Here is a 20,706-nt window from a genome sequence, read left to right as displayed (position 1 = left end):
CGGTCAGCAGCCGCCAGGTCAGCACTCCCACACCTGTCGCATCCACATCAGCACTGTATGGGCATCTACATCCTCCACCGGCCCGGTCAACGATCCCGTTGCGGTGACGATGTTGACCTCAGGTGCGTCCGAGGCATACCGCGCTGTGGTCACCAGATGACGCTCCCAGTCCGGGGACAAACCTCAGCGATGAGAGTGCAGGTGATGGTGGCAAACTGCTGTGGTGCTGAGATCGAGCAGCCCCCGGAGGGGTTACCGCATGCCGGCGTTGTGGGTGGCCGTGATGGTGATGACGATCAGCGCGTGCAGCCACGCCGCGGGGGGCGCCTCGAGCCAGAAGCCCACCGGGCCGACCTCGGCGACGGGAATCGTTGTTTCGTCCACGGCGGTCTCGGAGCCTGCCGGGCAGGTGAACCTTTCGGTCAGGCCGGTCAGCGCCTTGTACGACACACCCTTCGTCACCACGGTGTCCGGGTTGATGCCGCGCGCAGCGGTGACGCTGGAGTTGAGCAGCACCGCCAAGGACGGCACGGTCTGGTCCTCGCAGGCGCAGTTCCAGACCGACGCCGACGGCGCCTTCACCACCACACAGGCACCCAATGCTGGTAGCTATCTCATCGCCGATCCGATGGGTCTGACCCAGACCCTCACCCCGGGCCGTCCAGGCGCTTACTTCACCACACCCGATCCGTGGACCATGGTCGAATCGGTCGCCGTGGGCGGCAAGACGGTCGCCTCCACCACGATCACTCGGCTGCTGCCGAGCGCAGCAGCGCTGCACAAACGGGACCTGCGGCCATCTGCCGATGGCGTCTACGGCGAGATGTTCCAGCCCGCCAGCACTTCGACGCGTCCGGCGCCGGCGGTGCTCGTCTTTGGCGGATCCGAAGGTGGCCTGGGCAACTCGGCCATCACCGCCGCGCTACTGGCCGCCCACGGCTTCCCGGCCCTGGCGGTGGCCTACTTCGACGAACCTGACCTACCGCAAAATCTGGAGAAAATTCCGTTGGAGTATTTCCAGCGGGCAGCGCAGCTGCTGGCCGCCCAACCCGGCGTGGATCCGCATCGCATCGTGCTCTACGGCGATTCCCGTGGCAGCGAGGCCGCTCTGCTCACCGCGGCTGACTACCCGACCCTCGTGCATGCCGTCATCGGCGCGGTACCCAGCGCCGAGGCCGTTGTCGGCTTGCCGGACAACTCCGTCGCCGCCTGGACCAGGGACGGCGCGCCAGTCCCCACGGGCCCGCCCTCGGATTTCGACCTCCAGTCGCCCACCAGCCCGGCCGCGATACCGGTGGAAAGATCAGCGGCTCGATCTTGCTGATCTGCGGTGGCCTGGATGAAGTGTGGAGATCATGCGCCAACAGCGCCGCGATCAACACCCGACTGACTACCCACGGGCGGCCACCGGCGACGGTGCTAGACTATCCCGACGCCGGTCACTTCGCCGGGTTCTCCCTGCCCTACCTGCCATCGACGTCCACGTCGGCCACGATCGCCGACGGACAGCTACTTCAGGCCGGAGGCACCTACCAGGCCGATCAAGCAGCGCGGGCCGACGCCTGGCCCAAGATCTTGGCCTTCCTCACCGCGCAAACCAACTGACGAATGTGACCTACGCGGCGGTAAGACGATCTCAGTTCAGCGCCGAGGCTCGAACCTGGACCGACGACCGTGCGGGCCGGTCACCGGAACGGGATCGGCTTGTGGAGTCCGTAGTGGTCCAGGTCGTCGTGTGTGGCTGTGCCACCAAAGTAGTCCCGGCACGGCGGACTCCGGTTGGGCTCATGACCCGTAAAGGAGCTGCGCCTCCTGGCGTAGAACTGTTTGACAGTCCGGAGGAGGCAGCGCTCGCTGGTTGGCGATCGACGCCCGCAGCTCGTGCACGCGTGATCGCCGTCGAAGCGGCCGACTCCTTCGACGGTATGTACGTGACCGTGCAAACCGATGTCAGCAACGGACATCCCGGATTCTACGACACAGATACGTCGAACTGCGTCAGAGCGCCGAACGGCAAGTGGTGGGAGAATGGAAGCTCCGGATGACCTTCGACCCGTTTGCCGTCCAAGTCCAGGAAGATCTCAGCGTTGCCCGTCAGCATCCGGCAGCCGCCCTTGGCCAATCCCGCGTACGAAACGCCGACCGCCCAAGGTCGTCTATGGGGCGGCGTGGCTGAGGACTGGTCCTGACGCAGGTGAGTGTGGTCATCGGAGAGGGACCGGTGCGTTCCCCAGTCCCAGCAGCGGACCGTATAGGTACTGGGTGATGCTGCTGGGCGATATCACGCACCAGGCGTCGGCCCACATTCCTGGCTGGGCATCGGCCGGCTCGGCCACCTGCATCTTGATCGTCAGGCGGCCGCCCGCCGTCGGGTCGGCCATGCCGGTGACGCTCGCGGCGAATTGGGTGCAGGAACGCTGTTCCCCCGCGGTCAGGGGCGCACCTGAATCGGTGTTGAGAGCTCTGTGGCCCAGCACTTCTGCGCGGTGTGGACCTGTGCAGTCGATGGTCTGCGTCGTGGCATAGGTGTCCGACTGTTGTTCCGAGCACGTGGACAGCCCCGGCGGTGCCGGTAAGCGGGTGAACCCGTTGCGGATGGACTTCTCGTACGGGGTGCTGGTCCCCCCTGTCGAGCCCGTCACCTGCGGCACCGCGATGCAGGCCACCCACAGTTGCCCGGAGGCCAGTTGTCGCTGATCGGGACCGGCGAAGACGATCGACACCTGCCGAATGAACTTGAACTCCAGCACCCAGTTCTGTTCTAACGGATCGGTTCTGGGGCCGGTCCAGGCATCCAGGGCGGGGCTGCACCACTTCTGGTAGGGGTCCAGCACGGTCGGGGAGTCAGCGGGAATGGGGAGTCGGTGATTGACGACGGCGACGATCTCGCCGTAGTGCACGCCGGTGCAATCGCCGATGGCGACGCTGTTAAAGATGGGCTGATTGCCTTGAGACGTGACGGTGTTGACGCCCGTCACCGGCTGCCGCAGACAGGTGCCAACAGCTGGCGCGCCGGGCACCGGCACCGCTTCCGGTTGACCGGCCACGGGCATGCTGCGGGCGGAGCCGATCGCGAGGGCGCCCAGGAGCACCAGGATGATGACCGCCACACCGATCATTCGTCTGCTCATGCCGCGATCTTCCCTCAATCTGCTGGCCTTCAAAGGAGTGGTTACTCTGCTGGGATGAAGGCCCCACGAGTCCACTTGCACGCGGTGCTGGCTTGGTGGTCGATGCGTCGCTCACCGGGTGTCCCGAAGGTTGGCGACGTGGTCGTGTGTCCAGATGGGCTCTCCAGAGCTCTACCGAAAGACCTGGTGGATCTGGACGCCGAAGATCTCGCCGCGATGGGCGTCGCGCCGGGCAGCCAACCTGACTTTTTCGTCCCCCGCTAAGGGCGGGACAGTTCCTGGCGGCCGGCCCAAGGGTTCAGCGGACCACCATGGCTCAGTTCCACGGCAGCGGCTCGGTCCCCCACGCGAGAAGGCTGCCGGTGAGGTGGCGTTGAGCGCTGGTGACGACGATCCCGCACGACAGCGAGCTGTTCGCTGGTATCTGTGCGCCGTCCACCCGGTGCCCGTCACGGTCAACGGCTTGCATCTTCGCGGTCACACCAGGTGTGCCGCTAGGAATCTTTGTGGTGCGTTGCACCTGCTCACGACAACTGTTCTCCAGTGTGCTCCTGCTGATCGGCGTGTCTGTGCCGGCGGTGGCGATGAGCTCACTTCGATGGGCGACACCGCAGGTACCGATCCCGATGGTGTTGAGGGGGTGCAGACCTACGCCGTATCGGACGGCTCGGGCTCGATTTGGACCGGCCAGCCCGGCTGCCTAGGACGATCGCTGACCGGTAAGCGATAATCCAACGACGGACCGCCCAGCTGCTCGATACAGGCCCAGCGTCCTACTGATCATCGCTTTCGTCTTGGCGGTCGCCGCATCGGCGATCGGCATCATCAGTCGCGACTGGTGGACAGCAGCTCTGGGTCTGGTCCTGCTGATCGGGATTGCCCTCGCCTACGCCTACGCCTACGCCGGCGCACGACGCCGCCACAGCAAGATCTGACCAAACCGCATCGGGTCCCCGCTCGAGTACCCGGTAACTAACACCCTTCTGGTATCCGCTGCCCGTCGCGGCGGAGAACCCGTCCGGAAGCCGAACGGTGACCGGTGCGGGGTCGGTGACCGGAACGGCATCCTGCTCCGGTCAGGCTCCGGGTATGAACCTCGGCCCGCCATGGCTGCCGTCCTAAGCCGAGCGCAACGAAAGCCCGCAGGGATCAGCCTTTACGTTGAGCGAGGCGATGGTCGCAATAACCCGGTACTCGCCCGGGGCGAGCCGTTCGACGCCAGTCGTGAGCCATGTGATCGGAAGGTCGATGCTGGTGACTTCCGCCGGGAGCGCGTCGCCCGTGCCGCTGAACACATGCCAAGGGTTGAAGGGGAGCGACTCGCCCGTGGTCGCGTCTTGCACCCATCCGACAACGTCGAGACGGTCAGCCGCGTCCCAGGCCAGTGCGCCACCGTCACGGCGCAATGTGACCGTCAGCCCGAGCAATTCTGACGGTGTCACTTCGAGCTGGCTGCTGGGCCACGAGAGGCGAAGACCACGCTTGCGGATTGACTGTCCGGGACGGGGCGTGGTCGCCCACGGGAGCCACCCCTTCCACCCGACGTCCGTCTGGCTGAGGTGCATCAGCAGCCACTTGCCCGTGCCATCACCGGTCGGAGCAGCGATGACAGTGCCCCACTTGGGGTCGTTCTCGAGTCCATCACCGGTTCCGGCCAGCTGGCGCCAACCCCTGTCGGGCAGGGCCGTCTCGCCCGACGAGAACTCAAAACCCACCTCGATATGCAAAGGAAGCCCAGCCCAGGTCGCCGGCAGCGGGCCACCGGGCAACTCGAGAAGACGCCGGGGAACCTCCATCCCCTCGAGGTCGATCAGGTCGTCGTCCACCACTATCAAAGCGTAAATCACCACGACCACGGGATGAGCAAGACGTCTGCGCCGACGCGCCGTGCAGTACCCGTAGAAGGAGCACACCTTCAATAGCCGAACCCGACCGGTGACGGTCCGGCCGGGCCGGCGATCGCAGAGGGATCCCGCCCGGTGGAGGAACCTCCCCCGGCGACGATCTGACCCTCCCCCACGACACCGGCCGCGGCCCGTCTCCGTAACGGGACCCCCTGCCGGACGGAGTAGGAACACGGCTATTCCCACTCCAACCCATTTGGGTACCCCCGGCCGAGTCCCGCGGCGGTATCCAACATCCCGGAAGCGTTCGCAGACAGGGCGGCTGACACACTGGTTCCCATGAGCGAAGCGGAGTCGCGGGAACTGAAGGTTGATATCAACGTGATCGGACCCGCTAGTCATTGGTGCATCCGCGACGAGCCCCAAATTTGCGCCGGCGCACAGTCAGTCGCCGGGGAGTTGGTCTTCCTTCACAAGGCCGCCGGTGACAGCGAGGTCGCTCGCTTCAGGAGTGAAGCGAAACGCCGGTATCCGTCGTGCCGGTTCCAAGTCGTGCCCAGGTCGAGTTCGGAATTGCAGGCCATCCACACGCAGCTCCAGAGGGAAAATCGCTACTGGGCGAAGGTAGGTGACGAGCTCGGCCTGGAACACCTAGGGGTGATGACAGAGGGCTGGACAGGGGCCGGCCTGCATCCGATCGAAGGCTATGTCGCTGTTCCAGGCGTTCCTGCCGCTTTCGTTGATCCACTGAACCGGCTCTTCGAAGCGCGATACGGCTTGGGGCGCGTCGTGGCTATCACGTACGGCGGCCCCGTATAGCCGGGTGCCACCTGCCGCAGTCCCGCGGGCCGATCCGCCTGCGGGTTGGAGGGCGGCTGCCGGCCGGCGCTCGCAGTCAGTGTGCCGCTGCGCGTTCGGTGTCACTACGCAGAATGCAGAACTCGTTGCATTCAACATCTGCCAGCACGACCCAGCCCGATCCGTCTGGCAGACGTCTGTCGGCAACCTCTCGAGCGCCCAGCGCTAACAGTCTGGCAAGTTCGGACTCCCGGGTGGCGCCGTCGGCCGGCTTCAGATCCAAGTGCACACGGTTCTTGGCCACTTTGTGGTCGGGCACCTCGATGAACAGCAGACGATGGGTGCCGTCGATGGAGGCGATCATGCACTCCTGGTCGCCAGGTTGGTTCGGGTCGTCCGGATCTTCAACGAACCCGAGCACCTTCCCCCAGAAAACAGATGAGGCGTAGGCGTCGACGCTGTCGAAGGACGTGTGCGATATCAAAGCTGTCATGACGGCCAGCGTGGCCCGCGCTGGGCCCAGCGTCCAGCAGGTTCGAGGGCGGCGAGCGCCAAATCTGGAATGACCGGTCCACGATCGGTGGACGGCACACCGAGAGTCGGCGTGCTTCAACCCGCGCAGCACGAAACTGTGCCTCCTACTCGACCCCCAGGTGGACTTGCCTGTGCTGACTGGGGTCGCTACCGCCGCTTATTCTGCGGTGTGACCTCAATCAGCACCTCAAGCCTCGCGTCTTTGCCACACGCTCACTCCGGTCCCGGGTGGTTCTTCATTTTCATGGCCGTGGTGCTCTTCGTCGTGGGCTTGGTGGCCATACTCAGGCCCAACACCCAGATGTTCGGGCAGCGTCGAGGGGGCTTCTTCCGGCAGGCAAACCAGTGGCAGTACGCCACCGACGACGGTCCGGAGAGAAGCCGGGCGGGACTGCTGTTCGTCCGAGGCATCGGGTGCTTCTTTCTGGTCGTATCGGTAGGCATGCTGGTTTCCGGCATCCGCAGTTTGTAGAAGGGAGAGCCGCTAGCGAGCCCTTGGCCCTGCTGTACTCGTGCATCCGCGCCGGGAAGGCTGCCACCACCCGCAGAGCCGAACCGGTAACCGATCGGCAAGCGGGACGTTCCTGGTACGCGCCGCCGAGCCGGTCATCCCACAACGACTCCATCGTGGAGAGGGGGGGGCGCGATTAGTATCTCAACGACCGTGGCGCTCGTGCTGCTGTTTGGGATTCGGGGCGGAAACGAAGGCAGCCGACCAAGCGCCAACGCATCGAATCGGCCCGTTCGTATTGAACTGTCATGCTCAAGTGCGTGAGCAACCAGGACATCCCCAGGTACGTGACGACTCGGAGCTACGGCCGAGCCTGGCAACTGGCCATCATCATGCTCATTTTGGCGATTTATTTCACAATCAAGGCCGTCCAGCACCTCGCAAGCGGATCAGCAGGTGCCTGGTTCTACGTCCCAGCTGCCAGCCTTGGGATTGCAGCCCTCGCACAATGCCTCCGCAACGCGGTGTGGTTGCACCGCCACCCTTCGAGCCGCCGAAGCTGAGGGGCACAACGGTGCCATCCCGAATGGTCTCCACACTCAGTAGGCCGATCGCTGACCGGTCAGCGTTCGGCTTGCGGTACGTCGAGATCGTCGGCGTGGTCGTCCGGGATGGGCGTGGCGTACCGGAACACCGACGCCTCTTGGAGGCTGTGGGCTATTCGTCAGAGAATGAGCTGGTGAGAATCACGGTGCACCCCGCGACCGCGCAGCGTTGGGACGACATAGTCGCGGTCTTCGCAGGTCGGGGTGGCTCGACGTGCTGGTGTCAGCGATTTCGCCGGCCGGGCGGAACGGACAGGTCGACCGCGCTGCGCGACGAGATCGAGCGCGCCGATGCACCCGTCGGTCTAATCGCCTACGTCGGTGACGAGCCCGCGGGCTGGAGCCGAGTTGTCATGCGCACGTCGCTACTCGGGATCGCGGAGAACCGGGCCTTGCAGCGGCTCTACGCCCAGGACAACGCTGACCCCGCGTGGTGGATCAGCTGCTTTGCCGTACGGCGCGCACATCGCGGCGGTGGCGTCGGTGTGTCGTTGCTACGCGCTGCGACGCAGTTCGCCAACAGGCAGGGCGCCGCTGTTCTCGACGGGCATCCGGTCGATGTCGACCGACTGAGCGCACGCCCGTCGCCCGCAGCCGTATTCACAGGAACCATGTCGATGTTCACGGCTGCCGGCTTCCACGAAATCGGACGTACCTACCCCTCGCGTCCTGTGATGCGCCACCTCCTCGAACGGGCCGGTTAACGATCGGCAACCGGAGCGTGACTGGGCCCGTTCAGCGGCGGCGGATTCCGGCCATCGCCGCCACCGAGCAGGGGCCGACCTTAGCGGCTCGAGGGCCGATTCGCCTGTCTGAAGCGGCCCGGGGACCAGTCGGGTACCCCTGCGGGATTACTCGTTCGGGCCACGTCCGGCGAGGATCGCTCGTGCTTCCTTGCCCATCATGGGGTCGGTTGCGAGCGAGTTAACGATGCTTCGACCGGCGCCGGGGCTGATCCTGTTCCCGATCCGATTGATCGGTCGCAGGAAATAGATGCGCGACTCGCCTAGGGATTCGTCTCCGACGAAGGACAGTAGGTCTTGGTAATGGACCCTGATCGCGCAGCCACTCATCACCGCGGCGAGCCGGTCTCTGACATGGGCGTTGTCAGTTCGCGTGTAGAGCGCCCTTATCGCGGTCCAGTGCGCTCGCGCGGATTGACCGCTCATCGACGATGAGATGCCGTCGATGACCGAACCGGGGTAGTCGTGGTCGAGATGGCTCAGCAACACCGGAACAGCCCTTGCTGCGGCATCGGGATCTTTGCGGAGCTCCCACACGGAGTCGACACTGACGCCGATACCGGCCAGTTCCTGCAGGATCGGTTGCTCTGCCTCCCGAGCCCTGCGTGTCCTTTCGGCACGCTCGGCGTCGCGTTTCTCAATCTGGGCACGGTAGTGCGGGTCGTCGCGCAAACGTCGATTGCGTTCGGCAATCAAGTCAGTCGCGCTAATTGGCCCCCGCAGTTCTTCGCTCATAGACGAAGGGTATGTTCCTCGGCTGCGTGAACGGGCTCGCACCGCGGCAGTCGTACTGCTGGCGTTGGGTTGCCCGGCTTGTCTATCCACGGCGCGGTCCCAGACCGACCCGGTATCGGACGGCTCGGGTTCGATCTAGACCGGCCAGCCCGGCTGCTGTAGGCCGATCGGCTTCCGACACGACCACCACCGTCCGTTGATGCGCGAACCGGCGCGCTGCCTGTGCCGTAGGACGTTCGTCAAGTGAGATGCATCGGCACCCGCCTCCGCGGGCCCAGGCCCATCGAAGGGTGGTCCAGGGCCAATGGGGGCGGATAAAAGGGCTATCCGTCGGTCAACTGTGCCAAGTCGGGCGCAATCTGGGCGAGCTCTTGACCGGGATCGATGGTCAGGTGGACTGTCACCTTCCAGCCCTCAGGTCTCCACCCGGTGCGGGTCTTCGTTAGCGTCACGAGGAGTTGGACATGGCCAAGTTCGTGTTTGGCCTCGATGCGCAATTCCTCCTCGAGGGACTCCCAAACGCGAGTCCCTGGCCACCCTGACCAGTCCTGAGCAAGCTGTTCGAAGAATCTAACGAGTTCCTGCAGGCCGTTGGTGTAGCCGTAGAACACCCAGCAGGATGCTGTGAGACCGTCGCTGCGCAACGTAGCCAGCAGGTGGTCCGGAGTCTCGATTTCCAGGTGCAATCCCTGCCCGCCCGACCCGATATTGACCTCGACCATATTTCCGATCTTGGCAGTTCCGCCCAATATGCTGCCACAGCGGGTCATCTAGGACGGCGGCTCGGCGATGCCTCGTCAACGCCGACGATCTAGATGAAGACCCTGTTGGAGAACCACAGGATTGTTCGGCAGAGCCTCGCCGTAAGCCGAACGTCTACCGGTGACCGCTGACACCCTGCGTGGCGGCGGTGGCCAACACTGCTCGATCGTCGTTTGGGGATCCGGCGATCGGGACGATAAGGGTCTTGGTCGTCACCCTGGCCGGCGAGGTCAGATCCCTGGCCAGGGTTCTCGTTCCGGTCGTGCTGTGGCGTGGGGGGGACCGGTGGGGCCAGGACAACCGCAGTCGGTGCACCGAATACTGGAGTGGTGGACGTGGGTGAGCTGGGCGGGACGGTGCGCCGGTGGCGTGCCCGCGTCACCCCCGACGTGGTGGGGTTGCCCGCGGGCACCCGCCGTCGCACCGCCGGGTTGCGGCGTGAGGAGCTCGCCGCTCTGGCGGGCATCTCGGCGGACTACCTGACGCGGCTCGAGCAGGGGCGGGCGACGTCGCCGTCGGCGCAGGTCGTGGAGTCCCTGGCGCGTGCCCTTCGCCTGCCGGACCCGGACCGGGCACTGCTGCACGAACTCGCCGGCTACACCGTTCCCGGGCCCGGACAGGTTCCCTCGCGGATCACCCCGAGCGTCCAACGATTGCTGGACCGGCTGGTCGGCACCCCGGTGGCGGTCTACGACGCGGCGTGGACGCTGCTCGCCGCGAACCCGCCCTACGACGCTCTCATGGGCGACACCACGCGGTGGCAGGGGGTGGAGCGGAACTCGGTGTGGCGACACCTCGTCGGCCCCGGCACCCGCGCCGTGCTCACCGCGACCCAGCGGGCGGCCCTCGAGGTGGGTCTGGTCGCGGACCTGCGTCGCACCGCCGCCCGCTATCCCGCCGACCCCTGCTTGCGCCGGCTCATCGGGACGCTCACCGCTGCCAGTCCTCGCTTCGCCCGGCTGTGGGTCACCGACACCGCCGCCACCGACCGGCAGCTCTCCAAGCGCAAAGTCATCGACCACCCGTCGGTCGGCCTCATCACCGTGGACTGCGACATCCTCCTGGTCGCCGCCGACGACGTTCGGCTCATGATCTACTCCGCCGATCCGGCGGATGAGGACGCCGACCGGCTCGCCCTCGCGGTGGTTCTTGGCATCCAGGACCTCGTGCGCTGAGCACCCTCGGGGGGCGTCCTGGGTCTGTGGGTCCTAGGACAACCCGACGACTGGTCGTGACGAGCCAACCGACCAAGACTGGACCCATGACCTCCACCGCACAGCCCACTGCAGCACCACTCGCCCTCGTCACCGGCGCCTCGTCGGGTATCGGCGCCGCCTTCGCACAGCGCCTCGCCGCGGACGGCTACGACCTGATCGTCGTCGGCCGCCGCACCGGCCGCCTCACCGCCCTCGCGGAGTCGCTGACCGGCGTCACCACCGAGGTCCTGGTCGCCGACCTGGCCACTGACACCGGGATCGACACCGTCGCCGAGGTATGCGCGACCCGATCGCTAAGGATGCTGGTCAACAACGCCGGCGTCGCCCACTACATGCCGATGGCCGACCTTCCGGCGGCTAAGGCCCGCGAGCTGCTTCACGTCAAAGTCCTCGCGCCGGCGATGTTGACCCGCGCCGCCCTGGCCGGGATGCTCAGCCGCGGCCGCGGCGCTATCATCAACGTCGCCGGCATGCTCGCCTTCGCCGGACCCGCCCCCGCCGCACCCCCGCAGGGACAGCGCGCTACCTACGTGGGAACCTTGGCCGCAACCGTGGCCATGACCCAGACTTTGCACTCCGAGCTCGCCGGCACCGGGGTGAGCGCCCACGTCGTGTGCCCCGGAATCGTCGCCACCGAATTCCACGAGGTGCAGGGCATGGACCTGTCCGCGGCCCCTCGGATGTCCGCCGCCGACGTCGTCACCGCAGCCCTAGCCGGTATCGACCTCGGCGAGGTCGTCACCGCCCCGGGCCTGGAGGACACCACCCTTCTGGACGCCGTCTTCACCGCCGACCTGGCCGCCTTCGCCGGCCAGAGCAAGACCCTCGCATCCCGCTACCGCACCAACAACGCCTGACCGCGACAACACAGATCTGACCCGAGAACGTCGGCGTCCCGCACACTGATCTATGCCCGGTCACCGATGGCCGACTGGGCCGGTGAACGGGTCGGGCTGCCGTTCATCCCACCCGGTGAATCCTGGCACGACGGCTACGTAGAGTCGTTCAACGGCCGCGTCTGCGATGAATACCTGGGCATCATTCTGTTCTGGTCGCTCGCCCAAGACAGGGTCGTGATCAGCGACCGGAAGGACGACTACAACCATCGCAGGCAACACAGCTCGCTCGGATATCAGACCCCAGCTCCTTATGCGGCCGTCTGCTTTCCCCGATGATGGAACAGTGGGTCCTGCCTCTACGCTCGGGTCATGTCTGACGATGGCGCGCATGAGGACATTCTCGGAGGCACATGGTCTCCGATTGGGTGGTCGGTCGGCTGGATCGAAGCGCCACTTACCGAGGTGACGTCTCGCTTGGCGCGATGGCGAGAGAACCTTGCGAGAGGAGGTGTGACGGTCCAGGACGTCGGGGCGCCTTGGCCGTGGTGCCTAGAGTTACTGCTCCCGCTTGAGGCTCCGTGGACGACGGAGTTGATCGTGAGCCACGGTGACGGTTGGACCTGCTATTTGAACAACGCCATCGACGGCGGCGACCCGGCCTCGGCCCTTGGCCACATGTCACGCGAGCTCGGCTGCCTTGTCGTCGTGTCCACCCATCAGCCACGGACCCAAGTTGGACACGCAGCAACGCAGTTCGAACTGATCGGGCCGGGCGGCGAGCCGCCGTTGAACTACATGCGCACGATTAGTGCGCATGCTGGCGATGGACGGTGGCAGTGGTACGAATCAGGCGAACCACGACCGTTCGAGGATCTCGGTCGCTATCGAGCACGTCTCGTCAGAGATCGCTTCCCACGACCGCTGCTCCTGGAATATCTGAGCGCCATGGACATCGAGCCCGACGACCGCGATCGGTTTGGCCAGGCCATCCTGATCAAGCAGCACGTCTCCTGGCCACGGCGACAGCAGACCCTAGCGGAGGCACGCCGGTACTGGAGTCTCGCCTAGGTTAGCGCGTCCGGAGTCGTCGTCCTGCGATCGGCGGCAACCGCCGATACGCTGTCGCAACACTGGTTGCCGGAACGGCGGGCTGGGCGAGTGGTTCGAACTCTGTCCGGCCCATGCCGGCGTCACTCCCCGCCCATTCCGCAAGCCGATCCCTGACCGGGCGCTACCCCGTCGCCGGCAGTGCGTTTGTGGTGCTGGCATGGCATCTCCGACATTGCCGAATGCGTCCTGGGTCTCGCGACGCTGGGTGCGGATCGATCGTGCAGCAGCGGTCGAAAGAGGCAAGGAGGCGAGGGCTCAGGTTCCCGGCGTGTAGATGGTGAGCGTGGTCGGCCCCATGCGTTCGATGCTCACGAGATCCAGGCGGCCCCCGTTGGGGAACAGCCGTCGGCCGTCCCCGGCCGCGGTCGGAAAGACGCGGAGGCGGTACTCGTTGACCGCTCCGGCACCGGTGAATAGGTCGACGAGTGAGCTGCTGCCGATGATGATGACATCGCGGTCAACCGATTCCCTTTGCGCCCAATCCAGGACCTCGCCGCTGACCACCCGCGAGTTCTGCCACCGGTCCAGCTCTACCCCTGATCGGGTAACCACAGCCTTGTCAGCGGCGTTGAGTGCCCGCGCGAACGGGTCGTTGCGACCGGGCCACAGCGTCGAAAAGTGCTCCCAAGTCTTTCGCCCGAACAAGAAGACGCCGGTCTGCAGGACCGGACCGTACCCGAACTTGTCCCCGGCGACCGCGTCGCGGCCGTGCCGGAACGCCCACCCGCCGAACGCGGTCCCACCGGACCCATCGGGGTCCTCCACAACGCCGTCCAGGGTGATGAACTGCGCAACAATGATCCGTGCCATGGTGTGCTCCTGTGTCCGGTCGGGCCGGGGTGCGCACATCGTGCGCATCGCCTGCCAGCTAAGTGCTTCACCTGTGTCTACGGCTGAGCGGCACGCAACTCATCGGTTTTCGGCGATGTTGTTCTCGAACAGGGCGAACAGTCTCCGGTCCTGGTAGACGATCACATGCCCGATCCCGGTGCCCACCGCGTTTGCTTCGAAAAGCTGAACGGTGTGCGGCTGGGGCCCGGCCTCGGTCACCAGGAAAAGCAGAATGCCGAGTTGCCCGTTCCCGGAGATGGGTCGCGTCGCCCACCGGGTGCCCCGGTGTGCGAACAGGCGCGCCATGAACGCGGCGTAGGTGTCCCGTCCGATGGACCACTGCGGTACCGGCGGCATCTCGAACACCACGTCGGAGGCGACCAGCGCGGCTAACGTTTGGACATCGGCCTGCTCGATGGCGCGGGCATACCGCTCGACCATCTCGCGTCTGAGTGGCTGCGGTCGAGATGTGCCGGCTCGTACCGCCGCGCGGGCCCGCTGCAGCGCGGAGTTCACCGCTGCCACGCTCAGCTCGAAGATGGCGGCGGTCTCGGCGGCGGAATGGCCGAGCGTGTCACGGAGGATGAAGACCCCACGCTGGCGTGGGGGTAGAGCCTGCAGCACGGCAGTGACGGCAAGCCGCATACCCTCCGCCGCCGCCGCGGCCCGCTCCGGCTCGGAGTCCGCCCACCAACTTGTCGGCGCGGGCATCAGCCACGGCGTGTCCAAAGCGGCCACCAGAGGCGCTCCCACATCGATACCGGGGCCGCGTAGGTCGCGTGGCAATGCTCGATGGGGGGCCTGCCGAAGCCGGTCGAAGCAGACGTTGCGGGCGATACGGAACACCCAGGTGGACAGCGACGCCACCGCTGGGTCGAACACTTCCCGCGACCGCCAGGCCCGCTCCATCGTGTCCTGAACCACGTCCTCGGCGTCAAAAGGTGAGCCGAGCAACTGATAACAAAACGCCAGCAAGCTCCCTCGCATCGCGGAGAGATCCTCTGCGGCCACGGTCACTGCTGGATCGTAATCTGGAAGATCACGCGGCCGTTCTACGGGCCGCCGCCGTGCACCAGCCGCACGACTCGGCCGCGGAAAGTACAGCGCCGACCGACCAGCGAACCTCCCGGTTCACGCCGAACCGGCTGCCGCGGGGAACCTCCTACGGCGACCGAAACGGCACTCGGTGGTGGCCGAGGACCAAGACCATCACCGTCCCGGTCGGGGAACGGTGGCTGGACCCGGTGACACCACACCAGGACCGATCAGCACCGTGACCAGCCGATTCCCGTAACACCTGTCCGGTGACGAGTCCCGCTGGGGTACCTCAAACGGACTATCCGGGCACCCAATCCTGTGCCCGCTCCGGAGGCACCGTTGCCGGGGTCGACCAACCGCGGCCCCCACACAATTCACCGCGTTGGACTGGCCGTCGCAGACTCGACTGCTGCGACATCGGTGAACAGGGCGCTGATGCCGCCAGTCTGGCGTGTGACTGCGACGTCGAACCGCCACGCCCGAAGAGGCGGCCGGCCTCTGAGATTTCCACGCTTCCGCGTTGGCCTGACGTGGCTGTCGGGGTGGCTCGTTATGGTCCCGGCATCGACGTTCCCGGTTCGGAGGCGGTGTCAGGATGCAGGTGCAACGAGTCATCATGCCGGGGACCGCGGTGGAGTCCTGGACCGTGGTCGACACGATCCACTGGTCGGTCTAGCCTCGCGCTTTCACGCCGGTGCTGAGGTGGGTGTTTCGAAGTGAGGGAAAGGTACTCCTACCTGCGATAATGAGGGTCTTCGAGGTCCACATCGGCAGCAAACTGGAGCACCTTTCTGATGCCGAACCCTACCGGTTTCTACCCGCCGTTGACAGTGGACACGACCGCGAAGCGGGTGGTGTCCCACGCCGGTGCGGTGCTGCTGGTCGCCGCCGCCGGGAAGATCGGTTTGGACCGGGAGTTGTCGGCGGCCCTGGCGCCGTGGCGTAAGCAGTGGGCGGTGCTGGATCCGGGGAAGGTCCTGCTGGATCTGGCGATCAGCGTTGCCGTCGGCGGGGATAGCCTGGCTGACATCTCGGTGCTGCGGTCTGAGCCGGCGGTGTTCTGCAGGGTCGCGTCGGACCCGACGGTGTCCCGGTTGATCAACTCGTTGGCGGCGACCCCGCAAGGGGCGTTGGCGGCGATCAACCAAGCCCGAAGCGTTGTCCGCGAACGGGTGTGGAAGCTGGCCGGGAAGGACGCACCCGATTTCGAGGTGACCCGGGATCGGCCCCTGATCGTCGACCTGGACGCCACGTTGATCACCGCCCACTCCGAAAAGGAGCTGGCGGCGCCGACCTACAAGCGCGGCTTCGGCTTTCATCCCCTCGGCTCGTGGGTGGATCATGGCCCGGACGGGACCGGTGAGCCACTGTCAATGATGCTCCGCGAAGGAAGGGCTGGGTCCAACACCGCCGCCGACCACATCGCTGTCACCAAGGATGCGTTGCGGCAGTTGCCGTTCGGGCGCCGTGGCGGCCGGATAGGGCGGAAGGTGTTGATTCGTGCCGACGGGGGCGGCGGCACCCACGGGTTCCTGTCCTGGCTGCATGCGCAGGGGTTGTCGTATTCGGTGGGGTTCGGGTTGTCGCAGGACATCGTGGACAAGATCAACCAGATCCCCGACCAGGGCTGGACCCCGGCCTACGACGGCGACGGGAAGGTCCGTGACGGGGCGTGGGTCACCGAGTTGACCGGCAAGCTCGAGCTCTCCACCTGGCCGCCCGGGATGCGGGTCATCGTCCGCGCCGAACGGCCGCACCCCGGCGCCCAGTTGCGGTTCACCGACATCGACGGGAACCGGCTGACCGCCTTCGTCACCAACACCGTCCGCGGGCAACTGGCCGACCTGGAATTGCGGCACCGCCACCGGGCCCGCTGCGAGGACCGGATCCGCAACGCCAAGGACACCGGCCTACGCAACCTGCCTTTGACTGCTTTTGCGCAGAACCAGATCTGGGTCGCCGTCGTCCAGCTGGCGACCGAGCTGACCGCCTGGTTGCAGATGCTGGCCCTGACCGGCACCGGAGCTCGCCGGTGGGAGCCGAAACGGCTGCGTTTGCAGCTGTTCTCCGTCGCCGGGACCATCGCCCGCCGATCCCGCCGCACCTACCTGCGGCTGTCCGGGCACGCACTTCACCGGCACCTGTTCACCACCGGCCTGACCCGACTGCACGCCCTGCCACAAGCCACTTGACCGAAAGACCCCACCCCAACCAGCGCCAAGAAAACCCACCGGAACGTGGAATCCGGCACCCGCCCAGGTGACCTTGGGTCGCTCTGACGAACCCGCAGACCCCGCGGTGGCCGTCACAACACCAGATCTATCGCGCAGAGGGAAGGCCAAGCATCTCAAGAAAGATCGAGGCTAGATCCGGTCGACCGGTTTCTGGCTCACCTGACAGCGGTTGAACGCTCCCCGCAGACCGTCCGGTCCTACGCTTTTGACCTGCGGGACTTCTTCACCTTCCTGACCAGCCGGCACCTGGCCTGGCAGAGCGTGACATTGGAGGACTTCGGTCGCTTCGTGGTGTGGTTGCGCCTGCCGGTCGCCGCCCGGACCAGCGGGGTGTCGGCGCTTCCCAACGCCGGCGATCAGTGCTCGAGCGGCACGATCAACCGGAAACCGTCTGCGGTGACAGCGTTCTACGAGTTCCACCTCCGCCACGGCGTGGACTGCGGCAAACTGCTGTCGACCCTGAAACCGCGCGGCGGCCGGACCGGCTCATGGCGGCCGTTCCTGGCCCACCTGGCCGGGCCGCTACGCCACCGCACGATCAAACTGCAAGCGCCGCGGCGCATACCTCGTGACCTGCCACCAGTGCAGGTAATCCTGATGCTGGGTGTCTGTGAGCACCGACGCGATCGGTTGTTGATCGGCATGTTGGCCGGCACCGGTATGCGGATCGGGGAGGCGTTGGGCCTGCGCCACGAAGACATCGACGCCGCCGGTCGGCTGGTCCGGATCCGTGAACGGTGCCCGCGCCAAGAGCGGCGCCCGGGACATCCCGGTCGCCGCCGAACTCATCCGTCTCTCCGCCGACTACATGGCCTTCGAGTACGGAAATCTGGACTGTGACTAGGTTTCGTCAATCTCTGGCGCGGCGAGCGAGGTCGGTCCTGGCAGTATGGGAACGTCACCGACCTGGTCGAGCGGCTGCAGAGGCGCAGCGGCGTGGCTTTCACCCCGCACATGCTGCGGCACACCTACGCCACCGATCTGCTCCACCGGGGGCTGCCGGCCGAGGTGGTGCAGAAGCTGCTCGGTCACGCATCGATCACCACCACGATGAACGTCTACGCCCAACTGCAGGTTGAAGACGTCCGCCGCTCTCTGGAACAGGTGCGATGGCTGCCCACCCTCAACGCAGCGCTGACCCAATGACCGCCCCGTCCCTGCGGATTCTGGACGGTCGGGATGAGCTGCTGTCGCAGCTGCGGGTCCTTACCGCCGGGCAGCTGGCTGGCAGTTCGCTGGTCGTCAGCCTCAGCGATCCAATCGGCGGTGGCCTGCCCTGCGCGATCGGCCAGTGCCCCCGACCCATCCAAGGAAACCAGCTGTGCACTACGCACCGCGACCGGTGGCTGGCCGCCGGTCGACCAGTCCTGGCCGGCTGGGCCGGCGGTCGACCCTTGGGACCTGCGACGGTCGATCTCGGCGGCCTGCCAGAGACCGTGCGACTGGAACTCACTTTCGGGATCCTGTGCGCCAGAGCGGATCCGCACCCGCCGACGATCGCGTTGCACCGGCTGCGGCGACTTGTCACTGGGCTCGCCGAGGCTGGTGTTGCCTCGTTGCTCGAACCGGACGAGCAGAGCTGGCCTGGGGCCTACCGGGACGGCCGCACCACCGGCGCCTTATAGGTCCCTTTCCTGGTCTTCACCATCGACCGGCTCGACCAGCTGACCGGCCGCACCGGGCCCGAGTATGAGTTCACCCGCGATGCCTGGCGAGTGCGACGGCTCGGGGGATTCGCGGCGGACGTGGCCGGCTGGACGTTCAACTTCACCGACATCGCCCAGCCTTGGCTCAAAGACACGGTGAAAAGGTTCATCCGATGGCGGATCGCGACCGGACACAGTCCCTCTGGCATGTCCAGGGACGTGCTGACCCTCACGCGCCTGAGCTCAGCCCTCACCGCCGCGGCCGGGCCCGATGCCGCGGTGGAACAACTCAGTCGAGCTGTCGTCGAGCGATTCATGTTGCTACTGGGGCAGTGCGGACTGAGCGACAACGGGCGGGGAATCGCTCTGAGCTCGGCATCGGTGTTCTTCAACGTCGTCCGTCAGCACGACTGGCTGCCTACCCTGCCGACCCAGACAGCGGTCTACCCCGACGACTTCCCCCGGCGGCAGCTCGTCGCCGGACGGGCCGTCCCCGAGTTCGTCATGGGCCAGATCGAGAATCCCGACAACCTCGCCAAAGTCAGTGATCCCGGCCACCGGTTGCTGATCACCGTGCTGATCCAAACCGGCCTACGCCTGGGCGATGCGGCCAGACTGGGCTTGGACTGCGTCGTCAACGACCAGCAGCAAGCCCCCTACCTGCGATATCACAACTACAAGATGAAACGCGACGCACTGGTCCCGATCGGTGTCGAACTGGCCGCCGCGATCAACGCACACGCAAACACGATGACCCGAAACGGCGGCAAAGTACTGTTCCCCCGCAGCGAAAGATCCCAGGACCCCGGTGCCGCTGTCACTAACGGCATGGCCGCGATGTGGTTGCGGAACTGGCTGGTGGACTGCGCCTTTCATGATGAGCAAGGCCAACTGGTGCACCTGACCGCTCATCAGTTCCGGCACACCCTGGCCACCCGGCTCATCAACAAAGACGTTCCTCAGGAAGTGGTCCGCAAGATCCTTGACCACAGTTCCACCCAGATGACCGCTCACTACGCCCGGCTGCATGACAGCACCGTCCGTCGGCATTGGGAACGCGCCCGCAAGGTCACCATCGACGGCCAACCTGTCCTGATCAGTCAGGACAGCCCACTGGCCGACGGTGTCTGGATGAAGCACCACCTGGCCAAAGCGACCACCAGTCTGCCCAACGGCTACTGCGGGCTGCCGTTGCAGCAGAGCTGCCCCCACGCGAACGCCTGCCTGACCTGCCCCGTCTTCATCACCACACCCGAATTCCTGGGCCAGCACCGGGAACAACTGGCCCACACCCAACTCGTGCTCGCCGGCGCCCGGAAGAACGGCCGTCTGCGACTCATCGAAATGAACGAGCGAGTCGCGGCCAACCTGACCACCATCATCGCCACCCTGGAAACCGAAGACACCACATGCAAATCCGAGCTCAATGATGCGCGCTGACAACACCGCCCATCTCGCCCGCGCCGTTCAAGCCCGACAAGCCGACACCCGCCGCAGAGCCGTCGCCGCGCTCACCCAGCTCGAGCGACAGGATGAGGCCATCACGGTCAGCGCGCTGGCGGCCGCGGCCGGTGTCGCCCGCTCCTGGGTCTACACCCAACCCGATCTACTCCAGCGAATCCGGCAAGGGTCTTCCGGGGACCGGCGGCCGACATCAAGTACCGACAAATCCTGGCAAAGCCGCCTCAACGCCGCCCAGATCCGCATCCGGGACTTGACCACAGAGAACGACAAACTCCGCCGCCAGCTCGCCGCGGCCCACGGGCAACGCCGCACCGACCAAGGCCTGTGAGCTACGTCAACGACACCGTCCTGGTCGCAAACAGGCAGGTCAGCAGCGCCAGCGCCGCCCCGAGCCAATGAGAACATTAGTTCGGGTATAGCACTATGAACTGGTCTAAGAGAAGCATTCTGCTTGGGGCAGAATGTCCCGGATGGTCACTACAGAACTGAACGCCGGTGGTCCTCGCAGACTCATGCGGCAGCGCGCAGCGAACCGGCCGCGTTACCTGGTGTCAGGGTGCGAGCAGAGCAGGCGTCACCGTCCAGGCCGAGCCAAACGCGCGCAGCGAACCGGACGCGTTACCTGGTGTCAGAGTGCGAGCAGAGCACACGCAAGCATGCCGGTCCGAGCCGAACAGGCTGTTCTGCCGATGTCGATGTACAACGACCGGACTGCCCAGCGCCG

Annotated in this window: 23 protein-coding genes and 2 pseudogenes; 16 read left to right on the top strand and 9 right to left on the bottom strand. The window is 65.9% G+C overall.

Annotated features, from left to right (window positions below):
• Positions 1 to 18 precede the first annotated feature (18 nt).
• Both ABIB25_RS03235 and ABIB25_RS03230 read right to left on the bottom strand, forming a co-directional pair.
• Positions 19 to 153: a hypothetical protein gene (locus ABIB25_RS03235; protein ID WP_354526954.1), complete on the bottom strand. Its 135-nt coding sequence runs from the start codon at positions 151 to 153 to the stop codon at positions 19 to 21.
• A 99-nt stretch (positions 154 to 252) separates the two neighbouring features.
• Positions 253 to 531: a hypothetical protein gene (locus ABIB25_RS03230; protein ID WP_354526953.1), complete on the bottom strand. Its 279-nt coding sequence runs from the start codon at positions 529 to 531 to the stop codon at positions 253 to 255.
• On the opposite strand from ABIB25_RS03230, the gene ABIB25_RS03225 reads away from it, so the two are divergent.
• Positions 506 to 1,324, top strand: a complete 819-nt coding sequence (locus ABIB25_RS03225) for an acyl-CoA thioesterase/bile acid-CoA:amino acid N-acyltransferase family protein (protein ID WP_354526952.1) — start codon at positions 506 to 508, stop codon at positions 1,322 to 1,324. The genes ABIB25_RS03230 and ABIB25_RS03225 overlap by 26 nt on opposite strands.
• Positions 1,325 to 1,344: 20 nt before the next feature.
• Positions 1,345 to 1,605 carry an acyl-CoA thioester hydrolase/BAAT C-terminal domain-containing protein gene (locus tag ABIB25_RS03220; protein WP_354526951.1) on the top strand — a complete coding sequence of 87 codons (261 nt, stop codon included), beginning with the start codon at positions 1,345 to 1,347 and terminating at the stop codon, positions 1,603 to 1,605.
• Positions 1,606 to 2,204: 599 nt separating this feature from the next.
• On the opposite strand, the gene ABIB25_RS03215 is transcribed toward ABIB25_RS03220, so the two are convergent.
• Complete coding sequence (locus tag ABIB25_RS03215) at positions 2,205 to 3,131, bottom strand: septum formation family protein (RefSeq protein ID WP_354526950.1); 927 nt, start codon at positions 3,129 to 3,131, stop codon at positions 2,205 to 2,207.
• Positions 3,132 to 3,185: 54 nt separating this feature from the next.
• Here ABIB25_RS03215 and ABIB25_RS03210 point away from each other — a divergent pair, with 54 nt between their 5' ends.
• Positions 3,186 to 3,395 carry a hypothetical protein gene (locus tag ABIB25_RS03210; protein WP_354526949.1) on the top strand — a complete coding sequence of 70 codons (210 nt, stop codon included), beginning with the start codon at positions 3,186 to 3,188 and terminating at the stop codon, positions 3,393 to 3,395.
• Between the two features lie 530 nt (positions 3,396 to 3,925).
• Complete coding sequence (locus ABIB25_RS03205; RefSeq protein ID WP_354526947.1) at positions 3,926 to 4,066, top strand: hypothetical protein; 141 nt, start codon at positions 3,926 to 3,928, stop codon at positions 4,064 to 4,066.
• Positions 4,067 to 4,249: 183 nt separating this feature from the next.
• Here ABIB25_RS03205 and ABIB25_RS03200 read toward each other — a convergent pair whose 3' ends face one another.
• Entirely contained in the window at positions 4,250 to 4,957 is a 708-nt protein-coding gene (locus ABIB25_RS03200; RefSeq protein ID WP_354526946.1) for a hypothetical protein, read from the bottom strand.
• Between the two features lie 357 nt (positions 4,958 to 5,314).
• On the opposite strand from ABIB25_RS03200, the gene ABIB25_RS03195 reads away from it, so the two are divergent.
• Positions 5,315 to 5,794 (top strand): hypothetical protein, encoded by a 480-nt coding sequence (locus ABIB25_RS03195; protein ID WP_354526945.1) that lies wholly within the window; start codon positions 5,315 to 5,317, stop codon positions 5,792 to 5,794.
• A 76-nt stretch (positions 5,795 to 5,870) separates the two neighbouring features.
• Here the strand turns inward: ABIB25_RS03195 and ABIB25_RS03190 are convergent, their stop codons facing one another.
• Positions 5,871 to 6,266, bottom strand: a complete 396-nt coding sequence (locus tag ABIB25_RS03190) for a VOC family protein (RefSeq protein ID WP_354526944.1) — start codon at positions 6,264 to 6,266, stop codon at positions 5,871 to 5,873.
• Positions 6,267 to 6,551: 285 nt separating this feature from the next.
• On the opposite strand from ABIB25_RS03190, the gene ABIB25_RS03185 reads away from it, so the two are divergent.
• Both ABIB25_RS03185 and ABIB25_RS03180 read left to right on the top strand, forming a co-directional pair.
• Positions 6,552 to 6,779 carry a DUF6199 family natural product biosynthesis protein gene (locus ABIB25_RS03185; protein WP_354526943.1) on the top strand — a complete coding sequence of 76 codons (228 nt, stop codon included), beginning with the start codon at positions 6,552 to 6,554 and terminating at the stop codon, positions 6,777 to 6,779.
• Positions 6,780 to 7,497: 718 nt separating this feature from the next.
• Positions 7,498 to 8,067, top strand: a complete 570-nt coding sequence (locus tag ABIB25_RS03180) for a GNAT family N-acetyltransferase (protein ID WP_354526942.1) — start codon at positions 7,498 to 7,500, stop codon at positions 8,065 to 8,067.
• Positions 8,068 to 8,214: 147 nt separating this feature from the next.
• Here the strand turns inward: ABIB25_RS03180 and ABIB25_RS03175 are convergent, their stop codons facing one another.
• Positions 8,215 to 8,841, bottom strand: coding sequence for a hypothetical protein (locus ABIB25_RS03175; RefSeq protein WP_354526941.1), 627 nt, complete (start codon positions 8,839 to 8,841; stop codon positions 8,215 to 8,217).
• Between the two features lie 323 nt (positions 8,842 to 9,164).
• On the bottom strand, positions 9,165 to 9,563 hold the full coding sequence (locus tag ABIB25_RS03170) for a DUF6228 family protein (protein WP_354526940.1): 399 nt from the start codon (positions 9,561 to 9,563) through the stop codon (positions 9,165 to 9,167).
• A gap of 369 nt (positions 9,564 to 9,932) precedes the next feature.
• Between ABIB25_RS03170 and ABIB25_RS03165 the strand changes: the two genes are divergently transcribed.
• The 4 genes and pseudogenes from ABIB25_RS03165 (at position 9,933) to ABIB25_RS03150 (ending at position 12,727) form a co-directional block, all read left to right on the top strand.
• Positions 9,933 to 10,778, top strand: coding sequence for a helix-turn-helix transcriptional regulator (locus ABIB25_RS03165; protein WP_354526939.1), 846 nt, complete (start codon positions 9,933 to 9,935; stop codon positions 10,776 to 10,778).
• 86 nt (positions 10,779 to 10,864) lie between these two features.
• Positions 10,865 to 11,677 (top strand): SDR family NAD(P)-dependent oxidoreductase, encoded by an 813-nt coding sequence (locus ABIB25_RS03160; RefSeq protein WP_354526938.1) that lies wholly within the window; start codon positions 10,865 to 10,867, stop codon positions 11,675 to 11,677.
• A gap of 66 nt (positions 11,678 to 11,743) precedes the next feature.
• A pseudogene (locus ABIB25_RS03155) lies at positions 11,744 to 11,995 on the top strand (integrase core domain-containing protein); the annotation flags it as partial.
• Between the two features lie 261 nt (positions 11,996 to 12,256).
• Positions 12,257 to 12,727, top strand: a complete 471-nt coding sequence (locus ABIB25_RS03150; RefSeq protein ID WP_354526937.1) for a hypothetical protein — start codon at positions 12,257 to 12,259, stop codon at positions 12,725 to 12,727.
• A gap of 297 nt (positions 12,728 to 13,024) precedes the next feature.
• Here ABIB25_RS03150 and ABIB25_RS03145 read toward each other — a convergent pair whose 3' ends face one another.
• A complete protein-coding gene (locus ABIB25_RS03145; RefSeq protein WP_354526936.1) occupies positions 13,025 to 13,579 on the bottom strand; it encodes a dihydrofolate reductase family protein in 555 nt (184 codons plus the stop codon).
• A 99-nt stretch (positions 13,580 to 13,678) separates the two neighbouring features.
• A complete protein-coding gene (locus ABIB25_RS03140; RefSeq protein WP_354526935.1) occupies positions 13,679 to 14,617 on the bottom strand; it encodes an RNA polymerase subunit sigma-70 in 939 nt (312 codons plus the stop codon).
• An 815-nt stretch (positions 14,618 to 15,432) separates the two neighbouring features.
• Between ABIB25_RS03140 and ABIB25_RS03135 the strand changes: the two genes are divergently transcribed.
• From ABIB25_RS03135 to ABIB25_RS03115, 5 genes and pseudogenes are all read left to right on the top strand, one after another.
• On the top strand, positions 15,433 to 16,830 hold the full coding sequence (locus ABIB25_RS03135; protein ID WP_354526934.1) for an IS1380 family transposase: 1,398 nt from the start codon (positions 15,433 to 15,435) through the stop codon (positions 16,828 to 16,830).
• A gap of 129 nt (positions 16,831 to 16,959) precedes the next feature.
• Positions 16,960 to 18,018 (top strand): annotated as a pseudogene (locus tag ABIB25_RS03130) (tyrosine-type recombinase/integrase).
• Positions 18,015 to 18,497: a hypothetical protein gene (locus ABIB25_RS03125; RefSeq protein WP_354526933.1), complete on the top strand. Its 483-nt coding sequence runs from the start codon at positions 18,015 to 18,017 to the stop codon at positions 18,495 to 18,497. The pseudogene ABIB25_RS03130 and the gene ABIB25_RS03125 overlap by 4 nt, the downstream one beginning before the upstream one ends.
• Before the next feature lie 228 nt (positions 18,498 to 18,725).
• Complete coding sequence (locus ABIB25_RS03120; RefSeq protein ID WP_354526932.1) at positions 18,726 to 19,958, top strand: tyrosine-type recombinase/integrase; 1,233 nt, start codon at positions 18,726 to 18,728, stop codon at positions 19,956 to 19,958.
• Positions 19,945 to 20,310: a DUF6262 family protein gene (locus ABIB25_RS03115; protein WP_354526931.1), complete on the top strand. Its 366-nt coding sequence runs from the start codon at positions 19,945 to 19,947 to the stop codon at positions 20,308 to 20,310. Before ABIB25_RS03120 ends, ABIB25_RS03115 begins: the two co-directional genes overlap by 14 nt.
• Positions 20,311 to 20,706: the final 396 nt, after the last annotated feature.

The sequence above is a fragment of the Nakamurella sp. UYEF19 genome, from assembly GCF_040546275.1.
Taxonomy (GTDB): Bacteria; Actinomycetota; Actinomycetes; order Mycobacteriales; family Nakamurellaceae; genus Nakamurella.
This window is presented reverse-complemented; position numbering and strand designations above follow the sequence as displayed.

Bases quoted from the DNA above. Each gene is read 5' to 3' on its own strand.
- ABIB25_RS03170 (WP_354526940.1), bottom strand. From the start codon at position 9,563: ATGGTCGAGGTCAATATCGGGTCGGGCGGGCAGGGATTGCACCTGGAA.
- ABIB25_RS03175 (WP_354526941.1), bottom strand. From the start codon at position 8,841: ATGAGCGAAGAACTGCGGGGGCCAATTAGCGCGACTGACTTGATTGCC.
- ABIB25_RS03195 (WP_354526945.1), top strand. From the start codon at position 5,315: ATGAGCGAAGCGGAGTCGCGGGAACTGAAGGTTGATATCAACGTGATC.
- ABIB25_RS03185 (WP_354526943.1), top strand. From the start codon at position 6,552: ATGGCCGTGGTGCTCTTCGTCGTGGGCTTGGTGGCCATACTCAGGCCC.
- ABIB25_RS03215 (WP_354526950.1), bottom strand. From the start codon at position 3,131: ATGAGCAGACGAATGATCGGTGTGGCGGTCATCATCCTGGTGCTCCTG.
- ABIB25_RS03135 (WP_354526934.1), top strand. From the start codon at position 15,433: ATGCCGAACCCTACCGGTTTCTACCCGCCGTTGACAGTGGACACGACC.
- ABIB25_RS03210 (WP_354526949.1), top strand. From the start codon at position 3,186: ATGAAGGCCCCACGAGTCCACTTGCACGCGGTGCTGGCTTGGTGGTCG.
- ABIB25_RS03160 (WP_354526938.1), top strand. From the start codon at position 10,865: ATGACCTCCACCGCACAGCCCACTGCAGCACCACTCGCCCTCGTCACC.
- ABIB25_RS03125 (WP_354526933.1), top strand. From the start codon at position 18,015: ATGACCGCCCCGTCCCTGCGGATTCTGGACGGTCGGGATGAGCTGCTG.
- ABIB25_RS03115 (WP_354526931.1), top strand. From the start codon at position 19,945: ATGATGCGCGCTGACAACACCGCCCATCTCGCCCGCGCCGTTCAAGCC.
- ABIB25_RS03120 (WP_354526932.1), top strand. From the start codon at position 18,726: ATGTCCAGGGACGTGCTGACCCTCACGCGCCTGAGCTCAGCCCTCACC.
- ABIB25_RS03145 (WP_354526936.1), bottom strand. From the start codon at position 13,579: ATGGCACGGATCATTGTTGCGCAGTTCATCACCCTGGACGGCGTTGTG.
- ABIB25_RS03190 (WP_354526944.1), bottom strand. From the start codon at position 6,266: ATGACAGCTTTGATATCGCACACGTCCTTCGACAGCGTCGACGCCTAC.